The 21991-nt window shown below is 62.9% G+C and carries 20 protein-coding genes; 13 read left to right on the top strand and 7 right to left on the bottom strand.

Annotated elements, in window-relative coordinates; translation table 11 throughout:
- From ACFQDI_RS04955 to ACFQDI_RS04910, 10 genes are all read left to right on the top strand, one after another.
- A complete protein-coding gene (locus ACFQDI_RS04955; protein ID WP_377164025.1) occupies positions 1-1551 on the top strand; it encodes a histidinol-phosphatase in 1551 nt (516 codons plus the stop codon).
- Positions 1552-1561: 10 nt separating this feature from the next.
- Positions 1562-2038: a 2-C-methyl-D-erythritol 2,4-cyclodiphosphate synthase gene (ispF, locus tag ACFQDI_RS04950; protein WP_377164023.1), complete on the top strand. Its 477-nt coding sequence runs from the start codon at positions 1562-1564 to the stop codon at positions 2036-2038.
- A gap of 234 nt (positions 2039-2272) precedes the next feature.
- On the top strand, positions 2273-3274 hold the full coding sequence (locus tag ACFQDI_RS04945) for an AAA family ATPase (RefSeq protein WP_377164021.1): 1002 nt from the start codon (positions 2273-2275) through the stop codon (positions 3272-3274).
- A 173-nt stretch (positions 3275-3447) separates the two neighbouring features.
- The gene (locus ACFQDI_RS04940; RefSeq protein ID WP_377164019.1) at positions 3448-4341 is read left to right on the top strand and encodes a DUF58 domain-containing protein; all 894 of its coding nucleotides are present in this window, start codon (positions 3448-3450) and stop codon (positions 4339-4341) included.
- A 65-nt stretch (positions 4342-4406) separates the two neighbouring features.
- Positions 4407-4643 carry a hypothetical protein gene (locus ACFQDI_RS04935; RefSeq protein WP_377164017.1) on the top strand — a complete coding sequence of 79 codons (237 nt, stop codon included), beginning with the start codon at positions 4407-4409 and terminating at the stop codon, positions 4641-4643.
- Positions 4640-6796, top strand: coding sequence for a BatA domain-containing protein (locus tag ACFQDI_RS04930; protein ID WP_377164015.1), 2157 nt, complete (start codon positions 4640-4642; stop codon positions 6794-6796). The genes ACFQDI_RS04935 and ACFQDI_RS04930 overlap by 4 nt, the downstream gene beginning before the upstream one ends.
- Before the next feature lie 52 nt (positions 6797-6848).
- Positions 6849-7103: a DUF433 domain-containing protein gene (locus tag ACFQDI_RS04925; RefSeq protein ID WP_377164013.1), complete on the top strand. Its 255-nt coding sequence runs from the start codon at positions 6849-6851 to the stop codon at positions 7101-7103.
- Positions 7100-7453: a DUF5615 family PIN-like protein gene (locus tag ACFQDI_RS04920; RefSeq protein WP_377164011.1), complete on the top strand. Its 354-nt coding sequence runs from the start codon at positions 7100-7102 to the stop codon at positions 7451-7453. Before ACFQDI_RS04925 ends, ACFQDI_RS04920 begins: the two co-directional genes overlap by 4 nt.
- 12 nt (positions 7454-7465) lie before the next feature.
- The gene (locus ACFQDI_RS04915) at positions 7466-9760 is read left to right on the top strand and encodes a hypothetical protein (protein ID WP_377164010.1); all 2295 of its coding nucleotides are present in this window, start codon (positions 7466-7468) and stop codon (positions 9758-9760) included.
- Positions 9761-9900: 140 nt separating this feature from the next.
- Positions 9901-10200 carry a DUF167 domain-containing protein gene (locus ACFQDI_RS04910; protein WP_377164008.1) on the top strand — a complete coding sequence of 100 codons (300 nt, stop codon included), beginning with the start codon at positions 9901-9903 and terminating at the stop codon, positions 10198-10200.
- A gap of 17 nt (positions 10201-10217) precedes the next feature.
- Here ACFQDI_RS04910 and ACFQDI_RS04905 read toward each other — a convergent pair whose 3' ends face one another.
- From ACFQDI_RS04905 to ACFQDI_RS04895, 3 genes are all read right to left on the bottom strand, one after another.
- Positions 10218-10751, bottom strand: a complete 534-nt coding sequence (locus tag ACFQDI_RS04905) for a hypothetical protein (protein ID WP_377164006.1) — start codon at positions 10749-10751, stop codon at positions 10218-10220.
- 18 nt (positions 10752-10769) lie between these two features.
- The gene (locus tag ACFQDI_RS04900) at positions 10770-11363 is read right to left on the bottom strand and encodes an LURP-one-related/scramblase family protein (protein WP_377164004.1); all 594 of its coding nucleotides are present in this window, start codon (positions 11361-11363) and stop codon (positions 10770-10772) included.
- A gap of 62 nt (positions 11364-11425) precedes the next feature.
- Entirely contained in the window at positions 11426-12640 is a 1215-nt protein-coding gene (locus ACFQDI_RS04895; protein ID WP_377164002.1) for a Tm-1-like ATP-binding domain-containing protein, read from the bottom strand.
- A gap of 138 nt (positions 12641-12778) precedes the next feature.
- Here ACFQDI_RS04895 and purL point away from each other — a divergent pair, with 138 nt between their 5' ends.
- The 3 genes from purL to ACFQDI_RS04880 are packed head-to-tail and all read left to right on the top strand — an operon-like array spanning position 12779 to position 16838.
- Positions 12779-15166, top strand: a complete 2388-nt coding sequence (purL, locus tag ACFQDI_RS04890; protein ID WP_377164000.1) for a phosphoribosylformylglycinamidine synthase subunit PurL — start codon at positions 12779-12781, stop codon at positions 15164-15166.
- Between the two features lie 22 nt (positions 15167-15188).
- Positions 15189-15773 carry a hypothetical protein gene (locus ACFQDI_RS04885; protein ID WP_377163998.1) on the top strand — a complete coding sequence of 195 codons (585 nt, stop codon included), beginning with the start codon at positions 15189-15191 and terminating at the stop codon, positions 15771-15773.
- 21 nt (positions 15774-15794) lie between these two features.
- The gene (locus ACFQDI_RS04880) at positions 15795-16838 is read left to right on the top strand and encodes an alpha/beta hydrolase (RefSeq protein WP_377163996.1); all 1044 of its coding nucleotides are present in this window, start codon (positions 15795-15797) and stop codon (positions 16836-16838) included.
- A 6-nt stretch (positions 16839-16844) separates the two neighbouring features.
- Here the strand turns inward: ACFQDI_RS04880 and ACFQDI_RS04875 are convergent, their stop codons facing one another.
- From ACFQDI_RS04875 to ACFQDI_RS04860, 4 genes are all read right to left on the bottom strand, one after another.
- On the bottom strand, positions 16845-17939 hold the full coding sequence (locus tag ACFQDI_RS04875; RefSeq protein ID WP_377163994.1) for a sensor histidine kinase: 1095 nt from the start codon (positions 17937-17939) through the stop codon (positions 16845-16847).
- A 162-nt stretch (positions 17940-18101) separates the two neighbouring features.
- Positions 18102-20096, bottom strand: a complete 1995-nt coding sequence (locus ACFQDI_RS04870) for a tetratricopeptide repeat protein (RefSeq protein WP_377163992.1) — start codon at positions 20094-20096, stop codon at positions 18102-18104.
- A 118-nt stretch (positions 20097-20214) separates the two neighbouring features.
- A complete protein-coding gene (locus ACFQDI_RS04865) occupies positions 20215-20892 on the bottom strand; it encodes a response regulator transcription factor (RefSeq protein ID WP_377163990.1) in 678 nt (225 codons plus the stop codon).
- Positions 20879-21991 (bottom strand): sensor histidine kinase, encoded by a 1113-nt coding sequence (locus ACFQDI_RS04860; protein ID WP_377163988.1) that lies wholly within the window; start codon positions 21989-21991, stop codon positions 20879-20881. The genes ACFQDI_RS04865 and ACFQDI_RS04860 overlap by 14 nt, the downstream gene beginning before the upstream one ends.

Genomic DNA, 21991 nt, shown 5'->3' with positions numbered 1-21991 from the left:
GTGAGCAAACCTACACGAAACACGAAAAAGGCGGCCCAAGGCAAGGCCAGGCCTGCTGCGACAAAGTCCAAAAACAGCGCAGCCTCCAGGTCCAAGGCCAAACCCGCGCCAGCCAAAAAAACGCTGACCAAAAAGAAGCCGGCACCCGCCAGCAAGCCTGCGCCCAAAAAAGCCGCTCCTAAAAAGACTGCACCGGCCAAAAAGCCTGCTCCCAAGCCCGCCCCTAAAAAGGCAGCTCCCAAAAAGCCTGCCCCCAAGCCTGCCCCCAAGCCTGCCCCCAAGCCTGCCCCCAAGCCTGCCCCCAAGCCTGCCCCCAAGCCTGCCCCCAAGCCTGCCCCCAAAAAGGCAGCTAAGAAAGCCCCGGCGCCAAAGCCAGCGGTAAAGAAACCCGCAGCCAAAGCCCCGCCCGCCAAAACCAAGCCCGTCGTCGCGGCCAAACCTGCACCTGCTCCTGCCAAGCCAGCAACCAAAGCAGCGCCAGCAAAACCAGCAGCCAAAGAAGCCCCGGCAGCGCCAGCCAAACCAGCCGCCGCAGCCAAGGCACCGCCCGCACCTGCCAAGCCCGCCCCGGCACCCGCCAAGCCTGCTCCGGCAGCCAAGGCACCCGAGCCCACGCCCGCAGCCCCGGCTGTCGTCGCAGAGGCTCCTGCACCTGCGCCCGCTCCGGTCAAAGTGCTGTCCTCGCTCCCGCTGCCCCCTCCTGGCCCCACCAAGTCAGGCGCGCTTTTCTACGACTCCCACATGCACACCCCGCTGTGCAAACATGCCTGGGGAGAGCCCGAAGAATATGCCCAGCAGGCCCTCAAGGCCGGCCTCAAAGGCATCATCTTCACCTGCCACTGCCCCATGCCCAACGGCTTCTGGCCCTCCGTGCGCATGGCCGAAAGCGAGTTCGAAACCTACGTCGCCCTTGTCCAGCGCGCCGCTGAAGCCTACAAGGGCAAGCTCGACATCCGCCTCGGCATCGAGAGCGAATTCTTCCCCGGCTGTGAGGAATACATCGCCGGCCTCCACCAGCGTGCCGACTTCCACTACGTCCTCGGCGCCGTCCACTGGCAGGCCAAGGAATACCTCAACAAGTTCGAGACCGGCACCATCGAAAACTTCCGCCGCATCTACTTCGACCATCTGGCCAAGTCCGCTGAATCCGGCCTCTACGACGCCCTGGCACACCCGGACCTCGTCAAAAACTACCATCCCGACTCCTGGTGCTTTGCCATCGTCAAAAACACCGTCGCCACCGCTCTTGACCGCATCGCCGCCACCGGCATCGCCATGGAGCTCAACACCTCCGGCCTCAACAAGAGCTACTCCGAGATGAACCCCGGCCTCGAAATGCTCCGCATGATGGCCGAACGCAAGATCCCCGTCGTCGTCGGCTCAGACTCCCACCGCTCCAACCGCGTGGGCGAACACTTCGTCACCGCCCTCAACCACCTCACCGAAGCCGGTTACGAAAACGTCAGCTACTTCCTCAACCGCCAGCGCATCGATCTCCCCATCTCCGATGTCCTTGCCAGTCTGAAGAAAGCCGCCGACCACAACGCCTGATCTCCGCCCCATGGTCCGCACAGGCATCGGTTACGACGTACATCCCTTTGAAGAAGGCCGCCCTCTCGTCCTCGGCGGCGTCACCATCCCGCATTCGCGCGGCCTCAAAGGCCACTCGGACGCGGACGTGCTCAGCCACGCCATCGCAGACGCCGTCCTAGGCGCCCTAGGAGAGCCCGACATCGGCTACTGGTTCCCGCCCAGCGATCCCTCCATCGAGGGCATCTGCAGCCTCAAGATCCTCGAAAAATGCGCCCAGATCGCCGCAGAAAAAGGCATGCGCATTGAAAACGTGGACTCCTCCCTCATCGCCGAAGCCCCCAGGGTCAAACCCCACGCCGCCGCGATGAAGCAGCACATCGCCACCGCTCTCGGCATCCAGCCAGACCAGGTCGGCGTCAAGGCCACCACCAACGAGCGCCTCGGCTTCGTCGGGCGTGAGGAAGGCATCGCCGCCATGGCCGTCGCCTGCCTCAGCAAGATCTGACCCTCGTAGCACGGTTGTGGCGGCAGCCCGACCATCTCCCAGCGCGCACAAACGCAGCTGCAGATTTCTCGTCCGCCACGACCGCTATTCAGGCTCAGCCAGCCCCCTGGCCGAAAGAATTTTGTCTTCTTGCCACCTTGTTTGCAAGAGTGGAAAGAACTCATGCTCCGTCCTCGTGTTCACCACGACGCTTTGTGCCGCCGATTTCTCACGCCTTCATTCGTCATCCCCCCCATGTCCGACTCCGCAGCCGCCGCCGCCCTCGTTTCCGGTTACAACAAGCTCAAAGCCGCTCTCGGCAAACGCATCGTCGGGCAGGAGGCCGTGATTGAGCAGGTCTTCATCGCCATCGCCGCCGGCGGCCACAGCCTCCTCGAAGGCGTGCCCGGCCTGGCTAAGACCCTCCTCGTCAAATCTCTCGCGGACGCCATGCACCTCAGCTTCCGCCGCATCCAGTTCACACCTGACCTCATGCCCGCAGACATCACCGGCACCGAGATCATTCAGGAGGATGCCGAGACCGGCCGCCGCAAGTTCGTCTTCCAGCAGGGCCCCATTTTCTCCCAGATCATTCTCGCAGACGAAATCAACCGCACCCCGCCCAAGACCCAGGCCGCCCTTCTGGAGGCCATGCAGGAAAAGCACGTCACCGTCGGCCAGGTCACGCACGAGCTTCCCAAGCCCTTCTTCGTGCTCGCCACCATGAACCCCATCGAGCAGGAGGGCACCTACCCGCTCCCAGAGGCGCAGAAAGACCGCTTCCTATTCCTCATCAAAGTGGACTACCCCACCCGCAACGACGAGCGCGAGATCATCGCCCGCACCACCGGTGGCGAGACGCAGGAGATCGAAGCCGTCATCACCGCCGAGGAGCTCCAGGCCGCCCAGCAGCTCGCCCGCAAAGTCCCCGTGCCAGATCACGTCATCGACTTCGTCCTCGACCTCGTCCGCGCCACCCGCCCCACCGAGCCTGATGCCTCCGAGTATGTGAAAAGCATGCTCAGCTGGGGCGCCGGCCCGCGTGCCAGCCAGATGCTCGTCCTCGCCGGCAAAGTCCGCGCCCTCCTCCAGGGCCGCACCCATGTCACCACCGACGACATCGAAGCCCTCGCCGCCCCCGCCCTGCGCCACCGCCTCGTCCCCACCTTCCACGCCGAAGCCGAAGGCATCACCGTTGACCAGATCATCGCCGAACTCGTGAAGCGGACCAAGAAGAGCGAAGCGCGAGTGCTCTAAGGCCAGGCCAATGCCGAATGAATAAACCCGAATGACGAAATAAGCCCGAAGCCCGAATCATGCACCTCATGCTCGATCTTCGTCATTCTCCCTTCGTCATTTATTCGTCATTCGGATTTCGTTATTCGTCATTCTTCCACGCCCCCCCCGCCGCTCCCTAATCCCTCCCCCCAGTGGCTTCCCTGTCAGACATCCTCCACGCCGAAGACATCACCAGCCTGCAGGCCCTGCAGCTCTTTGCGCGCACCGTCGTGGAGGGCTTCACCACCGGCCAGCACGCCTCCCCGCACAAGGGTTTCAGCGTCGAGTTCCGCCAGCACCGCCCCTATGTGCAGGGCGATGAAATCCGCCGCCTCGACTGGAAGATCTTTGGCCGCACCGACCGCTTCTACATCCGCGAGTTCGATGAAGAGACCAACCTCCGCGCCACCGTCGTGCTCGATGCCAGCGGCAGCATGGGCTACCGCGGCCAGAAAGGCGTACAGAAGTTCGACTACGCCCGCAAGCTCGCCGCCTCCCTCGCCTACCTGCTCATGAGCCAGCAGGATGCCGTCGGCCTCATCACCTTCGATTCCAAAGTCCGCGACATCATCCCCTGCCGCACCAAGATCACCCACCTGCACCTCCTGCTGGAGACCATGGTCAAGACCGAGCCCGGCAAGGACACCAGCCTCGCTCCGGTGGTCGAGTCCCTCGCCCAGCGCCTCAAGCGCCGCGGCCTCGTCATCCTCATCAGCGACTTTTTCGACGACCCCGCAGCCCTCCTGCGCTCCATCGGTGTCCTGCGCAAACAGGGCCACGAGATCATCGCCATCCAGCTCTGGGACCGCGACGAAATCGACTTTCCCTTCGGCAACTGGGCACGCTTTGAAAACCTCGAAAACAACGACGACTTCCTCCTCCTCGACCCCGCCACCATCCGCCTCCGCTACATCGAAGCCCAGCAGAAATTCGCCGAACAGCTCAAGGACGGCTTCCGCAAACACCAGGTCGATTACTTGAGCCTGCCGACTGACGAATCGCACTCTGCGGCGCTGCGGAATTATTTATCATTGAGAATGCGATGAAGCCTCTCACCTATCATAAGATTTGGTGGATCAGATGCATCATTCGATGTGTTCTGCTTTTCGTCATGATTGTTCTCGGCGGGGCTGCCACAATTAAAGCCTGCCAGTTCCTCTCCAATTCGTCACCCTTGTTTGAAGGAGACCTGATCGCTTGGGTGATAAACTCCGCCCTTTTGATTCTGATCTTTTTCTCGCAGCGTTTGATCCGCAAAATTGACGCGCGCATAACGACCCGGTTAAACGCCCACCGGATCGTTTCGCAGCAGTCCACCACTCACAATCTGCAATCGCCAATCGGATGAGTTTCCTTCACGGCATTCTCCTTTTTGGCGCAGCGGCTTTCCTGATCCCGCTGATCATCCATCTGCTCAACAAGCGGAAGGTCGTCACCGTGCGCTGGGGGGCCATGCACCTGCTGCATGAGGTCATCCGCCAGCGGAAGCGCAAAATGAAGCTCGAGCAGCTCCTGCTCCTCATCATCCGCATCTCCATCCCCATCGTGCTCGCTCTCTGCCTCGCACGTCCCGTCATTACCGCGCTCCGCTCTCTCGGCCTTGGCAGTTCCTCCCTAGTCGTCATGCTGGACGACTCCTTCTCCATGCGCGCGCCCGCGGCGCAGACCACCCTGCCCGGCGGCACCGTCATCCAGCAGGCCCGCCAGGACCTGCAGACCATGCTCACCGATCTCCCGGACGGCTCCAGCGCGCAGGTCGTCCTCTCCGGCGGCAGCCCTCGCAAGCTCCTCGATCAGGCCACCACGGACCTCGACCTCGTCCCCAAGCAGCTCAGCGAAGTCCCCTCCATGTCCGGCCCGCTGGCGGCCAATGACGCCTTTCAGGCCGCCACTTCCGCGCTGAAGGACTCCCCCAATGCCGCGCGCGAAGTCGTCGTCCTCTCAGACTTTCAGGAGGCCGACTGGAAGGCCGTCGCAGACGGTGCCGCACTTCCCGCTCTCGAAACCCTCAACAAGCAGGAGCCCCGCCCCCAGATCACCTTCTTCCGCATCGGCAGCGATCTCGCGGAAAATCTCAGCATCGCCAGCGCAGACATCTCCGCACTCGTCGCCGCAGAGTCCCAGCCCATCGGCCTGCGAGTCCGCATCAAAAACCACGGCAAGCGCCCCTGGCAGGACATTCCGGTGCATCTCGAGGCCGACGGCGCCCGCCTGCGCACCGCCCGCGTCTCCCTCGCTCCCGAAGGCGAGGCCGTGCTCTCCTTCACCCATGACTTTGACAAAGTCGGCGACCACTCCCTCTCCGTCCGCCTCGAAGGCGACAGCTTCGCCGATGACAACGCCTTTCACTCCATCGTGCAGGTGCGCAATCAGCTCAACGTCCTGCTCATCGACGGCAGCCCCGGCAAAGAGCCCCTCAGCGGCGCCACCGACTTCCTCGAAATCGCCCTGGAGCCCCACACCGTCGCCGCCGCCACCCTGAAGGATCTCATCCGCACCAAGAAAATGGATCTGCGCAAAATGCGCAATGAAGACCTCCGACAGCAGGAGGTCATCATCATGGCAGACGTGGAGAAGCTCCCCGGCCACATCCAGAATGAGATCGACAAATTTGTCAAAGAAGGCGGCGGCCTACTCGTCTTCGCCGGCCCCGCCTGCGACACCGCTTGGTACAACCGCGACTTCTTCCGCAAAGGCGAAGGCCCCTTCCCCGCCGCCATCAAAGGCCAGGCCCGCGCCGACTCCGACGCCCTGCCCGCGCGCATCCTCATGCAGCGCTTCACCCACCCCGCCGCGCTCTACTTCAATGACGCCCGTGCCGGCCGCCTGCAGGACGCCGAGTTCCGCCACTGGTTTGAATTCACCCCGCAGGGAGATCAGGTGCAGCGCATCTTCAATCTCGACCGCAACGTGCCGCTGATGGTCGAGAAAAAGCACGGCCGTGGCCGCGTCATCGCCGCCGCCACCACGGCCAATGCCGCCTGGAGCAATCTCCCGCTGCAGCCCTTCTTCGTGCCGCTCATGCAGCGCCTCACCACCTACCTCGCCACCGTCGGCAATGCTCCCGCCTGGCAGCTCGTCGGCACCACCCTGCGCCTGCCGCTCGAAAAAGCCGAACTCGGCTCAGAGTTCACCCTGCGCGATCCCACCGGCCAGACCCAGACCCTCAAGTCCGCCAAGGAAGGCGACTCCGTCTTCGTCCAAAGCCCTCCCATCGCCCAGCCCGGCATCTACCAGTTGCAGAAAGTCGGCACGGAAAAGACCACCCTCCTTGCCTTCAACATCGACGGCACCGAGTCCAGCCTCAAAGCCCTGCCTCCCGCAGACATCCAAAAAATCGCCCAGCGCTACGACGCCGCCTACGCTGATACCCTCCCCGCCTACCAGGCCCTCGACCGCACCCGCCGCCACGGCAGCGAGCTCTGGCAGCCCCTGCTCCTCCTCCTACTCGCACTCCTCTTCGCCGAAGTCCTGCTCCAGCAGCACATCGCCAGGGGCTGAAACTGGCTTAACGACCTATTGAAACACCAATCTAAAAATCGTATTTAACAGCATGAACGCTGCTGCTCCACCCACCAACTCCCTGCTCTCCCGGATCACCATTGATCCCGAGGTCTGCCATGGCAAACCTGTCATTCGTGGCCTTCGTTATCCGGTGGAGTCCATGCTGGAGTACCTTTCAAGCGGTGATACTTTTGAAGAAGTGCTCGCAGAGTTTCCTGATTTGGAACGCGATGACCTGCGCGCCTGCATTGAGTTCGCCAATCAATCCCTCAAACTTCGCAGCTGGCAGCTTGTCGCGGCATGAAGTTTCTGCTCGATGCCCACCTGCCTCCTGGTTTGCGCCGTGTCTTTGCGGCGGCAGGGCACGAAGCCATTCACACTCTGGATCTCCCGGATCAGAACGCCTCTCGTGATGGCATCCTCAACAGCGTCTCCATGGCTGAACAGCGGGTGGTCGTCACCAAGGACACCGACTTTTACTACTCGCACCTCCTGCATGGCCGCCCGTGGAAGCTCGTGCTGCTTCGCACCGGAAACATGGGTTTGAAAGACACCCGGCAGATGTTCGAGCAGCACCTCCCCGCCATTGCCACCGCATTGCAGACCTGCACCCTCGTAGAACTGGACCGCCAGCGCGTCTCAATCATCGCCTGATCTTCCAACCGCATGCCCTCCGTCACCGAAACCACCCTGCGCTTCACCGGCGGCTACCCGCCGCTACCGGTGCTCGTGCTCGCGTTCGGGCTCGCCGCACTCATGTGGTTTCTCTACCGCCGGGAGCTCAAGTATGTGGGCAGCCGCGCCGCACAGGTGCCCGCCATCCTGCGCTCGCTCGCGGTCTTCATTCTTGTGCTCGCTCTGGCCGGCCCCATCCTCCGCCACGTCACCACCCTTCGGCAGCTTGGCCGCGTCGTCATCGCGGTGGACAGCTCCGCCAGCATGCAGCTCACAGACGAGGCCCCCGGCGCCGCCGCAGGCACGTCCAAGGCCCGCTTTCAGCGCGCCGAGGATCTCCTGCTCAAAGGAGCCACCCCGCTGCTCAAAAAACTCGCGGAAACCCAGGACGTCGAGCTCGTGGCACTTCGTGGTATGAACACCCAGCGCCTCTGGTGGTACCGCCAGGGCGGCAAGGACACCTCCGGCGAAATGCCCGTCAGCTTCGATCTCCCGGCCACCGCACCCATCACCAATCTCGACCAGACTCTCCGCTCCGCGCTCGGCCCCGCCACCGCAGGCACCGCGCTCGTCCTGCTCTCAGACGGCCAGCACAACTCCTCCGGCTCCCCCGAGGAGTTCAGCACCGCTCTCAAGTCCGGGGGCACTCCCGTCTTTGCCATCGGCTTCGGCACCGAGGTGCCTCCTCCAGACCTCTCCCTCCTCACCGTCACCGCGCCGGAGTCCGTCTTCTCCAAGGAAAACTTTCAGGGCCGTCTCACCGTCAATGACAGCATGCCCTCAGACATCCCCGCCAGCGTGCGCATCGAAAGCCAGGGCAAAGTCCTGTGGAAAAAGGACTTCACCACCACTGGCAAAGGCGAAAAAGGTTTCGACTTCACCTTCCCCGTCTCAGAGCTCCCTCCACCCGCCCCCGGCCAGCGCGACAAAACCCTCCGCAACGTCAACATCCTCATCTCCGCCAGCGGCGACCGCGCCGCACTCGAAAAAACCCGCTCCAACAACGCCCGCGAGCTCTCCATCCACCTCCTGGAAAAGAAGCGCAAGGTCCTCATCATGGACGGCCGCCCGCGCTGGGAGACTCGCTACATCCACAACCACTTCGACCGCGACGAACGCTGGCAGGCCACCCTCATCTTTGATGACATGGCCGACAACGCCGCCGCCGGCACCCTGCAAAAGAACTTCCCCAAAACACGCGACGACCTCCTCAGCTACGACCTCATCATCCTCGGCGAAGTCTCGCTCAACCGCCTCAGCCCCGAATGTCTCGACTGGATCATAGAGTTCGTCGAAAAACGCGGCGGCGGCCTCATCATGATCGACGGCCAGCGCGGCAAACTCCACGACTGGGCTCAGGGCAAGACCGCCCCACTCATCCCTGTCCGGTTCAACTCACGCAGCACCAAGATCACTCCAGCCAGCCTGGCCCTCACCACCGACGGCCAGCGCTTCGACGCCCTGCGCCTCAGCGACAGCCCCAGCGCCAATGCCACCCTCTGGCCCACGCTTTCCAAGGTGAACTGGCACTCCAATGTCGAGCCTCTCCCCGCCGCCGTCACCCTCGCCACCGCCGACCAGCCCGCCATCGTCTTCCGTCAGGTGGGAGCTGGCGCGGTGCTTTATCTCGGTACCGATGAGCTCTGGCGCTGGCGCTTCCAGGTCGCGGACCTCTACCACCAGCGCCTCTGGATGCAGCTCGGTGCCTGGATCGCCGCCCCGCCCTTCCAGATCGATCAGAAAAAAATCTCGCTCGGTACCGACCGCCTGCGCTACTCCCCCGGCGAAGCCTCGGAAATCCGCGTTCGCGTGCGCAATGACAAAGGTGAAATCGTCACCGATGCCCAGCCTCGTGCCTACCTCCTGCATGAAGGCACCGAGGTGGCCACCCTGCAGCTCGAAGCCGACCCCACGCATGTGGGCATCTACCGCGCCCTCACCCCGCCGCTCAAGGCAGGCACCTACGAGATCGCCGTCGCGGAAAGCCCCAGCGCCCCGCGCAGTGATGCCCGCCTCTCCCTCCACGTCTCCGACACCGGAAATCCCGAGTGGGCCACCCTCACCATGAACCGCACCCTCCTCGAAACCATGGCCACCAACAGCGGCGGCCGTTTCCTGCGCGAGGAGCAGGCCGCCACCGACCTCCCCGGCCTCCTGCAGAGCATTGACCGCAAGCAGGTCATCACCAAGGAAACCATCCTCTGGTCCAGCTGGTGGTGGTTCAGCGCCGCCATCCTCCTCCTCACCATCGAGTGGCTCATGCGCAAACGCCTCAAGCTCGTCTGATAGCAGGATGGGTGTGGCGTCAGCCCGCCCGTCCATCAGCGCTCCGCAAACACCCTGGCAGCAAGCTCTTCGAAGCCGCATGATTTGACGACCCACCCCATGCACATTGAAAATGGCGGCATTCAAAAACCGGCCAGCCCATGAAAAAGCACATCTCCGAAAACATCTCCACAGACCGCGCCCAGCTTGCCGTCCGCGTCACCCCCAACGCTAAAAAATCCGAGTTCGCCGGATGGACCGCCGATGAAAAAGGCCGCCCCGTCCTCCTCCTCAAACTGCACGCCCCGCCCGTGGACGGCAAAGCCAACACCGAGCTCATCCGCTTCCTCGCCGAAGCCCTCGACTGCCCCAAAGGCCAGATCACCTTCCTCCGCGGCACATCAAGCAGGCAGAAGACGGTGGAACTGCCTGCGGTGATGCTTGAGCGCCTGCCAAAGTAATCGTGAAAGTCGAGGAACTACTGATCGACCGACACCTTCCGTACAAGATGCCTGCCAGCAGCTGTATAAGCTGGAGGATTTGACGTCTGTAATCTCTTTTTGAGTTCAGCAAGGTCCTCCTCACTCGCCACACTTCCTCCAACAGGAATGTAGGGAAACAGGACGAAGTCATTGCTGTAACCGATCAGACGTACATCCTTGAAACGTGCGTCGGTCCGAAGCTGAGCCTGCATATGTTGGATGTAACGCGCCGTGAGCCACATGTCGCTCTGCTGCAGGACAACAAGACTCGCGGCAAAACCAACGAACACGCAGAGCAGTGACACAACGATGCTGAGAATCCGCCCCCGCAAACCCGCAGGTGGCAAATGTACAAAACGAAGGCAGCCTAAAAACGCGAGAAGCGCCGGGAGGCCATAAGCGCATGCAGCCCAAAGATGAACACTGACAGCTCCTGATGAATCGGGTTTGCAACGCACAATACGGGCCAGCAGCAGGACGGCCACGATTTGACCTCCAACCAAGACCAACAGTCGCAGCACTGATTTCATAATGCCTGAATGTATGAGCTACCCCCTCTGCTTCTCCAGCAGATTCATCATCAGGAAAGACAGCAGCAGCGCCAGTTGCTCCCCCTCGTTTGCCGGGCCTTCCTGCGTCAGCTCAAAGCGGCCCTCCAAAAGCGCCGGCTTCTTGGTCAGCTTCAGCACCGGCTCGCCTCCCTCCCCACGCGTGGCGATGTAGCTCGGGTGCAGCAAATAGCCGGTGAAAATGCCCAGGATGGGGATCTCACCCACCAGCCCGTCCAGCATCTTCACAAAGGGATTCGCCTCCTGAATGACAAACGTGGGCGTCTGCGCACCCGGTGCAAACACATCGTAATGTGCCTTCCAGAGCGACTTCATCCCCCGCCTGCCCACCGCGCCCAGCTCCCGCCCATCGGGAGCTCTGAACGTGTAGCGCGCCGACCAGTCAATGATGCGGTCAGCCTCAATCGTCGCCAGCAGGGTCCTCTCCGAATCATCCGCGAACACATCCACCTTCTCCCGCAGACGGAAAAACTGCTGCCGCACATGGCAAATCGTGCCGCCATAGGCATCGGTCACGTCAATCTCCGGCGTGAACGTCAGAAGCTTGAAGCGGAAGTTAAGTGGAAAGTACATGAGGCCGCGACGGTGGTCGGCCGATTCAAGCTTGCAATGATATAACAGGCGCAGAATTGCAATCAGCCCACGACCCGTGAAAGCTGTCCCAGCAGGGTATTCGCACACGCTGCTGCAAACACTGGAGAGTTAATTTCGTCCAGCACCTCCACCACCGGAATCCCAGGCCGCAGGTTTTGACGGATGGCGGCAAACAAGGCCATGTCCGCCTCGAAATCATGAAACGGTTTGCCCTCCGCGCTGATGATGCTGATCGCCTTCAGCGGCAGCAGCACCGTCACCGGTCCCTTGTAGGCGTTCGCCTTCTCCGCCAGGATGCGCCCCAGCTCCGCGCATTCGGCGGCGTTCGTGCGCATCAGCGTCACCTGCGGGTTGTGGATGTAAAAGGTGCGTCCCTCAAACTTCGCTGGCACACTGGCGCGCTCGCCAAAGTTCACCATGTCCAGACAGCCCGGCGTGATGATCGCGGGGATGCCCGCCTTGCCTGCGGCATCCAGCCGTGTCTTCCCCGCCCCGAGGATGCCGCCCACCAGTTCGTCCGCCCACTCCGTGGTGGTGATGTCCAGCACTCCGGCAAACATGCCGCTCTCGATCAGCGACTCCATGATCTTCCCGCCCGTGCCTGTGGCATGAAACACCAGCACCTCATAGCCCGCATCTTCCAGGATCTGCTTGGCCTTGTTCACACACTCGGTGGTGTTCCCAAACATCGAGGCCGCGATCAGCGGTTTGTCCTCGCCCGCAGGGACTGTCGTTTCCACCATGCCGCAGATCGCCCCCGCCGCACGGGCCAGCAGCACACGCGAGATGCGGTTGATCCCGCTCACATCCACGATGCTGGGGAACATCACAATGTCCTTCGTCCCCACATACGGCGCCACATTCCCGGCCGCCAGCGTGGACACCATTACCTTCGGAAAGCCCACCGGCAGCGCCCGCATGGCCGCCGTGCCGATGGCCGTGCCGCCGCCCCCGCCCAGCGAGATCACCCCCTGCACCTTGCCGCTGGCCACCAGGGCGGACAAAAACGCAGCAGCAGCCCCCGCCATCGCTGTCACCGCCTCGCCACGGTCCTGGCGTTCCATGATTCCCGCCAGGTCCACCCCGCCCGCCGCCGCCACCTGCTCCCGCGTCACATCCGGCTTCACCTGCGGCGCCTCCCCGCTGCCCGTGTCAATCAAGAGCGTCTGGTGCCCGCGTGCGCGGATGATTTCCGCCACGTATGCGTGTTCCTGACCCTTGGTGTCGAGCGTGCCGAGTACTGCGATGGTTGCCATGATTCCACGATTAAAAGCAGTGCCCGGAAGAACAGCAACCATTTCACACCTCCTCCTATCCGGCCTGCACCCAGCATTTTCCTCAGCCTCCGCCATTGAACCCGGCCGATTCCTCGCCTAGTCAGGGGGTTCCCATCCATGTCCAAAGCCGTTTTCCGCACCATCCCCCTCCGCGAACTCAACGCCGACCAGCTTCTTGACCTCTCCAAGCGCATGAAGCTCTCGCTCTCACGCGCCGACATGCTGGCCGTGCAGAAGATCTACCAGGACGAAGGCCGCGAGCCTACGGACGTCGAGATGGAAGTCATCGCCCAGACCTGGAGCGAGCACTGCAAGCACCGCATCTTCGGCGCGAAAATCACCCACGTGCTCGACGGCAAGGAGGAAACCGTGGACGGCCTCTTCAAGACCTACATCCGCGCCGTCACCGAGGAGATCTGCAAGAACAAGCCCGACTTCGTGCTCAGCGCCTTTGAGGACAATGCCGGCTTCGTGCGCCTCGACGCCGACAAGGCCGTGTGCCTCAAGGTGGAAACCCACAATCACCCCAGCGCCATCGAGCCCTACGCCGGTGCCAATACCGGCCTCGGCGGTGTGATCCGCGACATCCTCGGCGCTGGCAAAGGCGCCAAGCCCGTCGCCTCCATCGACGTCTTCTGCTTCGGCCCGCCCGACATCGAGCAGGACCAGATCAAGGCCAAGGACGTCATCCATCCCCTCGGCGTCATGCGCGGCGTCGTGCGCGGCGTGCGCGACTACGGCAACCGCATGGGCATCCCCACCGTCAACGGAGCCATCCAGTTTGACGACACCTTCATTTACAATCCCCTCGTCTTCTGCGGCACCGCCGGCATCATCCCCATCAAGGACATCGCCAAGGAGGTAAAGCCCGGGCACCTGCTCATCGCCGCAGGCGGCCGCACCGGCAAGGACGGCCTCAAGGGCGCCACCTTCTCCTCCGCAGAGCTCACCACCGACTCCCACGAGGAAGACCAGACCGCCGTGCAGATCGGCAACCCCATCGAGGAAAAGAAGGCCGCCGACTTCGTGCTCGCCGCACGTGAGAAGGGCCTCATCCAGTTCGTCACCGACTGCGGTGCCGGTGGCTTCAGCTCCGCCGCAGGCGAAATGCTGCGCGAGACCGGCGGCGAAGTCTGGCTGGAAAACGCCCCCCTCAAGGCCCCCGACCTCGAAAGCTGGCAGGTCTTCATCAGCGAATCCCAGGAGCGCATGGTCATCGCCATCGAGGAGAAAGACCTCCCGGCCATGCAGGAGCTGGCCGACATTTATCAGACCGAGCTCTGCGTGCTCGCCAAGGCCGACGGCTCCCAGCGCCTCAAGGTCCTTCACCACGGCACGACCGTGTGCGATCTCCATGTCGCCGCCCTCCACGAGGCCCCGCGCCGTGAGATGAAGGCCAAGTGGCGCACCCTTCCCGCCGTCAAGCCCGCCGTGCCCGTGCGTCCGGAATCCTGGACCGAGACCCTTAAGACCCTCCTCTCAGACTTCGCCATCGTCTCCCGCGAGCCCATCATCCGCGAGTACGACCACGAGGTGCAGGGCAACACCGTCCTCAAGCCCCTTGCCGGAGCCTCCGGCGATGCGCCGCAGGACGGCAGCGTCATCCGCGTGGATGGCAGCAACCAGCTCGTCGCCATGGCCTGCGCCCTCCTCCCTGAGTGGGGCAAGACCGACCCCAACCTCATGGGCCGCGCCGTCGTCGATGAGTGCATGCGCCAGCTCGTGGCCATGGGCTCCAACCCCGACCGCATCGCCATCCTGGACAACTTCTGCATGGGCAACCCCGACAGCGAGCGCGAGCTCGGTGCCCTCGTGGAATGCACCAAGGGCATGGCCAAAACCGCCACCGCCTACGCCACCCCCTTCGTCTCCGGCAAGGACAGCTTCTACAACTACTTCGTGACCGATGAAGGCCCCGTCTCCATCCCCGTCACCCTGCTCGTCAGCGGCTTCGGCATCGTGGAAGACGCCAAGCACGTCGTCGGCGCTTCCCTGCGCCGTGTCGGCAGCAAGATCGCCATCCTCGGCAAGGCCAGCGCCGGCCTCCGCGGCAGCATCTTCGCCAAATACTCCCGTGGTGCCGGTCTCGATGCCGCCCCGGACTTCTGCGAAGTGGAAAGCCTCGCAGCCTACCGTCGCTACTACGACCTCGTGAAGCAGGGAGCCATCCTCAGCGCCCACGACATCGGCGAAGGCGGCCTCGCCGTCGCCCTGGCCGAGATGGCCTTCAGCGGCAAAGCCGGCCTCCGCATCGCCACCGACAAGATGCCCGCCGCCTCCGGCCTCACCACCGCCGAGCTTCTCTTTGGCGAGACACCCGGCCGCCTCCTCATCGAGATCGCCCCCGAGCACACCGCCGCCGCCGAAGCCGCCGGCCTCGTCATCATCGGCGACTCCACCCGCGACCCCTACCTCTACATCTCCCACAATGGCACCACCCTCATCGATTCCCCCGTCGATCAGCTCAAGCCCCTGTGGCGCGACGGTCTGGTGAAGTATTATTGATCCGAGCCGGGCTCCATATGATATGAACTCGTTCTTCAGAGCCTGCGTTCTTATCCTGAGCACCACCCTGTCGCTCCACGCAGCAGATGTGCCCATGAAGACCGTCGGCATTGACGAGTTCTTTGCCGGACAGCTTCAGCCGCTGCCGCTGAAGTTGGACGTGCCAAAAGAGTACGTCCACGCGAATGGGCTGGAGCTTGAGGACAGCTACACCTACTGGATGCTGCCCAAGGAGATCAAGCCTGCGGCGGAGAGTGGCGATCTTCCCAAGACGGGATACGTCTGGGGCAAGATCTCGCTGAATGTGGGCTGGCTGGCAGACCAGAAAAAGTTCTCTCACGAAGACGGACTCAAGGCAGAACTGGCCGCAGCAGGGCTTGAGATGGTGGCTCAGAAAAAGCGCACTGTGGGCGGCCATGCCGTGATCGCCTCCACCTTGAACCAAAAGCTCGAGGACGGCTCTCGACGCCTGCTTTACTCGGCCTACATCGCCACCAACATCGAGACCAACTGCATCTACCTTTCGTACAGCCCGCCCTCGGACTTTTCCAAAGAACAAGCCGCCAAGGTCTGGGACGCGATCATTGATTCGATTTCAAAGACCTGAACCTTTCGAAAGGGATTTTGCATGCTCTCCCCCCAGGTCATTCTGAAATCCCTGGCACTCATGCTGGCGCTGTTCGCCGTCCCCCTGAGCCTCTTTGGCCTGTGCTGTGTCATTACCTGGCAGGGCACGCTGCTCAGCTCCGCCGCAGGACTGCTCGGTCTGGGGCCGCTGCTGTATTGGATCGGGGATAAACGCGGCTCCACGCAGCAGATGCGGCTCGGGAAAATCTTCGTCGTCACGGCCTGCATCGCGGCGGCCGTGGTGCTTTGGCAGACACCGGACGCACGCACATCCGAGGCTTCGCGCATCCACTCGCGCTATTCTGACGGCGGCTGGCACTACGACCGCTTTTCCATCGGCTCCGTGCTGCCGGAGATCGACCAGATCCATCTCGGCTATGCCGTCGCTTCGGCTCTTGATCCCCTCTTCACTCAGAAACAGCGTCGCGAGCTCTCCGCCATGACAGACGCCATCTACGCCCAGGCCGGCGCAGATCCGGACTTCACCGCAGCAGGCTCCGCCCTGCCCTCCATTTACAGCGAAATGACCCTCGGCCAGTTTCGCGACGGCCATTACTACCATTACATTCCAGCCAAAGTGGACCGCACCCGGCCCACCCCCGCACTCGTTTTCCTGCACGGCAGCGGCGGCAACTTCAAAGCCTACATCTGGCTCCTCTCACAGCTCGCAGACGAGCTCGGCATCACCGCCATCGACCCCGCTCAGATCCACCTCATGGGGCTCTCCAATGGCGGCAAAGGCCTCTGCCTTGCGGAGTCAGCCGCAGGCCCCAAATTTCGCTCACTCATCTTTCTCTCCGCCGTGCTGCACAGCCGCATCCGCCCTGCGCAGCTCGCCGCACGTCTTCATCCGCGCCCAGTCCTCATCCTCTCCGGCGACAGCGATGACCGCGTGCCTTGGGAGTACGTCTCAGACTACGCCGACACGCTCAAGGCTGGCGGCCTGGACGTCACCACCCATCGATTTGCAGGAGAGGATCACTTCGTTTTCTTCCGAAAAAGCGCCGAAGTCCAGAAGCTCGTCTCCGCGTGGGTCCGCCGCTGATCCGGCTCAAGCCGCTGCGCCGCTCTGGGGCGAGAGCTTCAGTCTGCACCTCACACACGTCCCCCCCGCTTTTCCAGGCATGATCTCAAAGCTGGCCCCCACACTCTGCGCGCGGTAGCGCATGGTGCGCAGGCCCATGCCCCGCCCCATGGCCGCCTTGTCCGCCGCCATGCCCGTGCCGTTGTCCTCCAGCCGCATCTCCAGTACATCCCCACACCGGCTCATGGTGATGACGATTTCACGCGCCCCGCCATGCCGCACCGCATTGGCCACCGCCTCCTGCGCAATGCGGTAGAGGTGCATCGCCACCTTTGGGCTGTCGATCTGTATCTCGCCACTTTCCTCGATGACGATGGCCACGCCCGTCAGCCGGCTCGTGTTCCCCGCCAGCTCTTTCAGCGCCACGGAGAAGCCGGAGTCGTCCACATGCACCGGGAAAATGCCCCGGGCGAGATCCCGCGCATCCGCCACCGCCTGCTGCACAGACTCCACCACCAGCGCAGCATCCTGCGCCGCCGCCACCCCCTGCGCCTGCAGATCCTCCGTCAGCGCATGCACAGCGCAGCCTATGGCCGCCAGCTGCTGGCACAGCCCGTCATGCAGATCCTGGCCTATCCGCTGCTGCTCATGCTCGCTCACCCTGATGATGTCCAGCTCCAGCTGCCGGCGCTCCTCCAGCATTTGGATGTGGGCCTCGTCCGCCTCCTGCTTGCTGCGCACGGCATGCACCGCAAACACCAGCACAAAAAAATAGAACTCCCGGTTCAGCATGGCCCAGGCGTAGCCCATCTGGGTCGTATAGGGGTTGGAGTATCTGTTGGCCACCCACCACACCCCGCCGGAAAATATGGCCACCAGCATGCCCCCGCCAACGCCAGACCACCACACAGCCAGCACAATGGGCAGGGCGTAAAACATAAACCAGCTGATTTCCCAGCTGGTCGCCTCATCCAGCCACCCCAGCGCCGCCGTCAGCAGAATGGGCACCAGCAGCGAGACCCAGTACGGGCTCGCACGCATCCTGACGCTCAGCGCCCCCGCCTTCCCTGCCCTCCCCGGCAGGCTCTCTCCATCCGTGCTGTTCACAGCGCGGCCTTTCATGGGAGAGGCGGGAGGTGGCACATCATGGAATATTAAAAACAATATACCCACTCCCTCTCCCGGCGGAAAGCTTGGAATTCCATCTGCCGAAAAGCCGCCACCATGCCGGCACTGCACCAGCAGTGCCGGTATCGGCGTGCCTTGGCCGTCCTGCCTGCCGTCTCAGCGCGGCCTGCCCTTCTCTGCCAGCGCCACCTCAGCCGCCTGGATGAGATTCTTCAGCTGCGCGTCGTTTGGCTGCACGCTCTCAGCCACATGGTAGTGGTCCAGCGCACGGTGCGGCAGCCCTGTCTGGTGATAGACCAGCCCAAGCGCCTTGTGAGTCTGCACATCGTTCGGAATCGCTCGGAGAATGTCACGGAAGACCGCCACCGCTTCATCATACCGCCCCACCCCGGCCAGGCTCAGCCCCAGCGTAAAGGCCACAGGAGGCTTGGTCGTGGCGTTTTTGTCCAGGCTGATGAGCTGCATCGTCGTATCCAGCGCCTCCTTGGGGCGGTTCAGCCTCAGCAGCGAGTTGGAGAGGTTCAGCAGCCCGTTCTGAAAGCGCGGCTCCACCTTCAGCGCCTCGCGGAAGCACTGCACCGCCTTCTCATTCTTGCCTGCGTCAGAGTAGGCCGCCCCCAGGTTCCCCCAGGTGCGGTACTTGCCCGGGCTCTTTGCCACGGTGTCCTCCCACAGGCTCTCGCGCGTCCGCCAGACGTTGTTGCGGACGCACGTCTTCCAGGACAGGGCCCCCACGCACGCTAGCGCCAGCACCGGCACCCCTACCTGCATCATGCGCGCCCGCGCCCCGCTGCTGCTGCTCCTCAGCCAGTCCAGCAGACAGGCCACCAGGATGAAAATGCCGATGGACGGCAGGTAGGAGCGGTGCTCCGCCACCAGGTCCGGCAGCGGCGTCAGCGCAGACGACACCGAGATGGTGACAAAAAACCACGCCACGCACGCAAACACCATCACAAACCTCACATCCTGCCGGAACCGCCGGAACAGCCCCCACGCCGTCAGCACCATCCCGGTCAGCACCGCCAGCGCCATCAGCACCGGCCCTTGGAAAAGCGAGCCATAGACAGGCCACTCAGGGTCCAGGTTCATCCCCTTCGGCCAGAACATCTGTCTCAGGTAGTGGGTCATCACCGTCAGTTCGCTCACAAAGTACTGCCAGTGGTTCAGCGGCGTGTCCCGCGAGTTCACGATGTTCATCGCCGCATTGAAGTCAAAGCCGCCACGCTGCGCCGCCGCCGTCATAAACACCAGCACCGGGATCAGCGGCATGCACAGCAGCAGCGGCAGCCCCCTCAAGACCGCCTTCCGCAGCCCCGCCCCCATCACCAGCCAGTCCAGCATCACCGCCACCAGCGGGATCATGAAGGCGTCTTCCTTCGTCTGCATGGCCAGCAGCAGCGACACCACGGCCCCGCCGCGCAGCAGCCACCGCGCCCATTTCCGCTCCACAGAGACAGACGCAAAATGCAGGCACAGGCTTGTCAGCGACAGCAGCACCACCAGCGAGGTAAAGCGCTGGATGATGTACGTCACAGACTCCGTCGCCAGCGGGTGCGCTGCAAACAGCAGCGCCGACGCAGCCGCGATGAAGAGCACGGAGCTCCGCCTCAGCCCGGCAGACAGCTTCGAGCGGCGCAGCAGCACCGTCACCATCGCATAAATCAGCACCGAATTCAGCGCATGGATCGCCACATTCACCAGCCGGTACCAGTGCGGGTTAAACCCATCCAGCTTGTAGTTCATCTGGAAGCTCGCATACGAGACCGGACGCATGATCGCATTGACCGCATAGTCCGGGTCAGCCCCGATCCTGGCCGGACGCGTCGCAAACTCCTTGAAGTCTTTCAGATACTCAAAGGTGCTGCCACTGCGGAAAAACGGGTTGTCCTTCAGGTACGTGTGGTCATCAAACGCCATCGGAAAATCCGCCGTCCACACGTACAAGCTCGCACACAGCCCCAGCAGTACCCCCACCACGGCCGCATGCACCCCAAACCCGGCACCACGCGGTGCCGGCAGCGCACTTTCTTCGCCTTTGTTTTCCACTCTTGAAAGAGGCTCAGGAGCTGGGGCGTTGATGGCAGGTGTTGGCGTGGCTGCTTGGGCCTCGGTTTTACCGTTGGTATGTTTGCTGCGTCGGCGTTTGGACATGGCTTCGGTAAGTTTAATTTCTGATACCGAATATTTTGCGATGAAAGCCCTCCTTTCATCAAAAGACATGCCCTGTCGCGTCGTTCGCCACCATGGCTAAAGCTATGACTTAGAACGATTAGGCCCCATGATCACGCACCCACTGCCCTGCGCGTAGGTACAGCTCAGCCGCACTGCGCAGCTGCAGCTTTTCCTTGATGCGGGCACGGTACGTTTCCACCGTGGACTCGCCCAGATTCAGCGTCTGCGCGATCTCGCGCGTACTCTTGCCGCGCCCAAGCATCTGAAACACCTCCAGCTCGCGGTCTGCCAGCGTTTCCATGCCCGCCAGCTCCGAGTTGCTGCGCTTCTGCGTCATCCTCTCCAGCAGCTTCGCCGTCATCTGGCGGCTCGCATACACGTCCCCTTTCATCACGCAGCGGATCGCCTCGATCACCTCGGTGGAGGCCTCGTTTTTCGTGATGTATCCCTTGGCGCCCGCGCGCAGCGCACGCTCGGCATACAGCTCCTCGTCATGCATCGAGAGCACCAGCACATTGATGTCCAGCCCCTGCGCCTTGATGTCCTTCAGCAGTTCCAGCCCGCTTGAGCCGTGCAGCGTGATGTCCACAATCGCGATGTCAGGCTTCGTCTCCAGGATCAGCCTCATGGCGTCACGGATGTTGTCCGCCTCACCGCAGATGGACATTCCCAGGTCACGGTTGATCAGCTGCCCCAGATGCTCGCGGAACATCGGGTGATCTTCGACGAGGAGTACCTTGTAGCTGTTGGCCGCTTTGATTTCAGTTTTCTTCATGTTCATAGAGTTGTTTGAGTTCATTGAGATCTTTTAGCTGCACCCGGCAGCTCACGGAGGTTCCGCCCTGGGCGCGCGGCTCGATGGCCAGCCCCCCCTGCAGCACCTGCGCGCGGTAGTGCATCGTGCGCAGCCCCATCCCGTCGCCCCTCAGGCGTGCGGTTGGCGGCATGCCTTTGCCATTGTCCTCCACGCGCAGCTCCAGCAGGTCGTCCTCCAGCTTCATCGCCACGTGGATCTCCGTCGCCCCGCTGTGCTTCACCGCATTGGCCACCGCCTCCTGCGCGATCCGGTACAGGTGCATCGACACCTCCGGCGCATCCAGCGGCACATCCACGCAGTCGGTCACAGCGATGGGTATCCCGGTCAGCCGGCTCATCATCTTCCCCAGGTCCTCCAGCGCGGCCGCCAGCCCGCTGCGGTCCACATGCACCGGAAAGATGCCCCGCGCTAGATTGCGCGCCTCCATCACCACCATCCTCAGAGATCCCTCGATCAGGCTCGCATCATGCGCCGCCTGCACCCCCTGCGCCTGCAGGTCCTCCGCCAGCACTCGCGCCGCGCAGCCTATGGCCGCCAGCTGCTGGCAGATCCCGTCATGCAGATCCTGGCCTATCCGCTGCTGCTCATGCTCGCTCACGCTCACAATGTCCCGCTCCAGCTGCCGCCGCTCCTCCAGCATCTGGATGCGCGCCGCATCCGCCTCCTGCTTGTGGCGCAGCGCGCTCACCGCAAAGACCGCCACGCACAGGTACACCAGCCGGTTCAGCAGCGCCCACGCATAGCCCAGCTGCGTCTCATACGGCGTCGTGCTCATGTTCGCCAGCCACCACACCACCCCGGAGAGCAGCGCTATGAAAAGCCCCGCACGGTTCCCCGCCCACCACACCGCCAGAAAGATCGGGATGCCGTAGAAGACAAACCACGTCACCTCAAAGCCCGTGATGTTGTCCAGCCAGCCGATGCCCAGCGTGACGACCATCATCACCGAGATGGTGAGCCACACCGACTGGCCGCGCATCGACTCCGTGGCCGCCGTCCACAGGCGCACCAGCCGGGTCTGCTTCTCCGGCTCATAGCCGGCGGCTGTTGCTCCCAT

This window comes from Prosthecobacter fluviatilis (genome assembly GCF_042655725.1).
GTDB lineage: Bacteria > Verrucomicrobiota > Verrucomicrobiia > Verrucomicrobiales > Verrucomicrobiaceae > Prosthecobacter > Prosthecobacter fluviatilis.
Note: the sequence above shows the minus strand (reverse complement) of the source record. Positions and strands in the feature narration are given on the sequence as shown.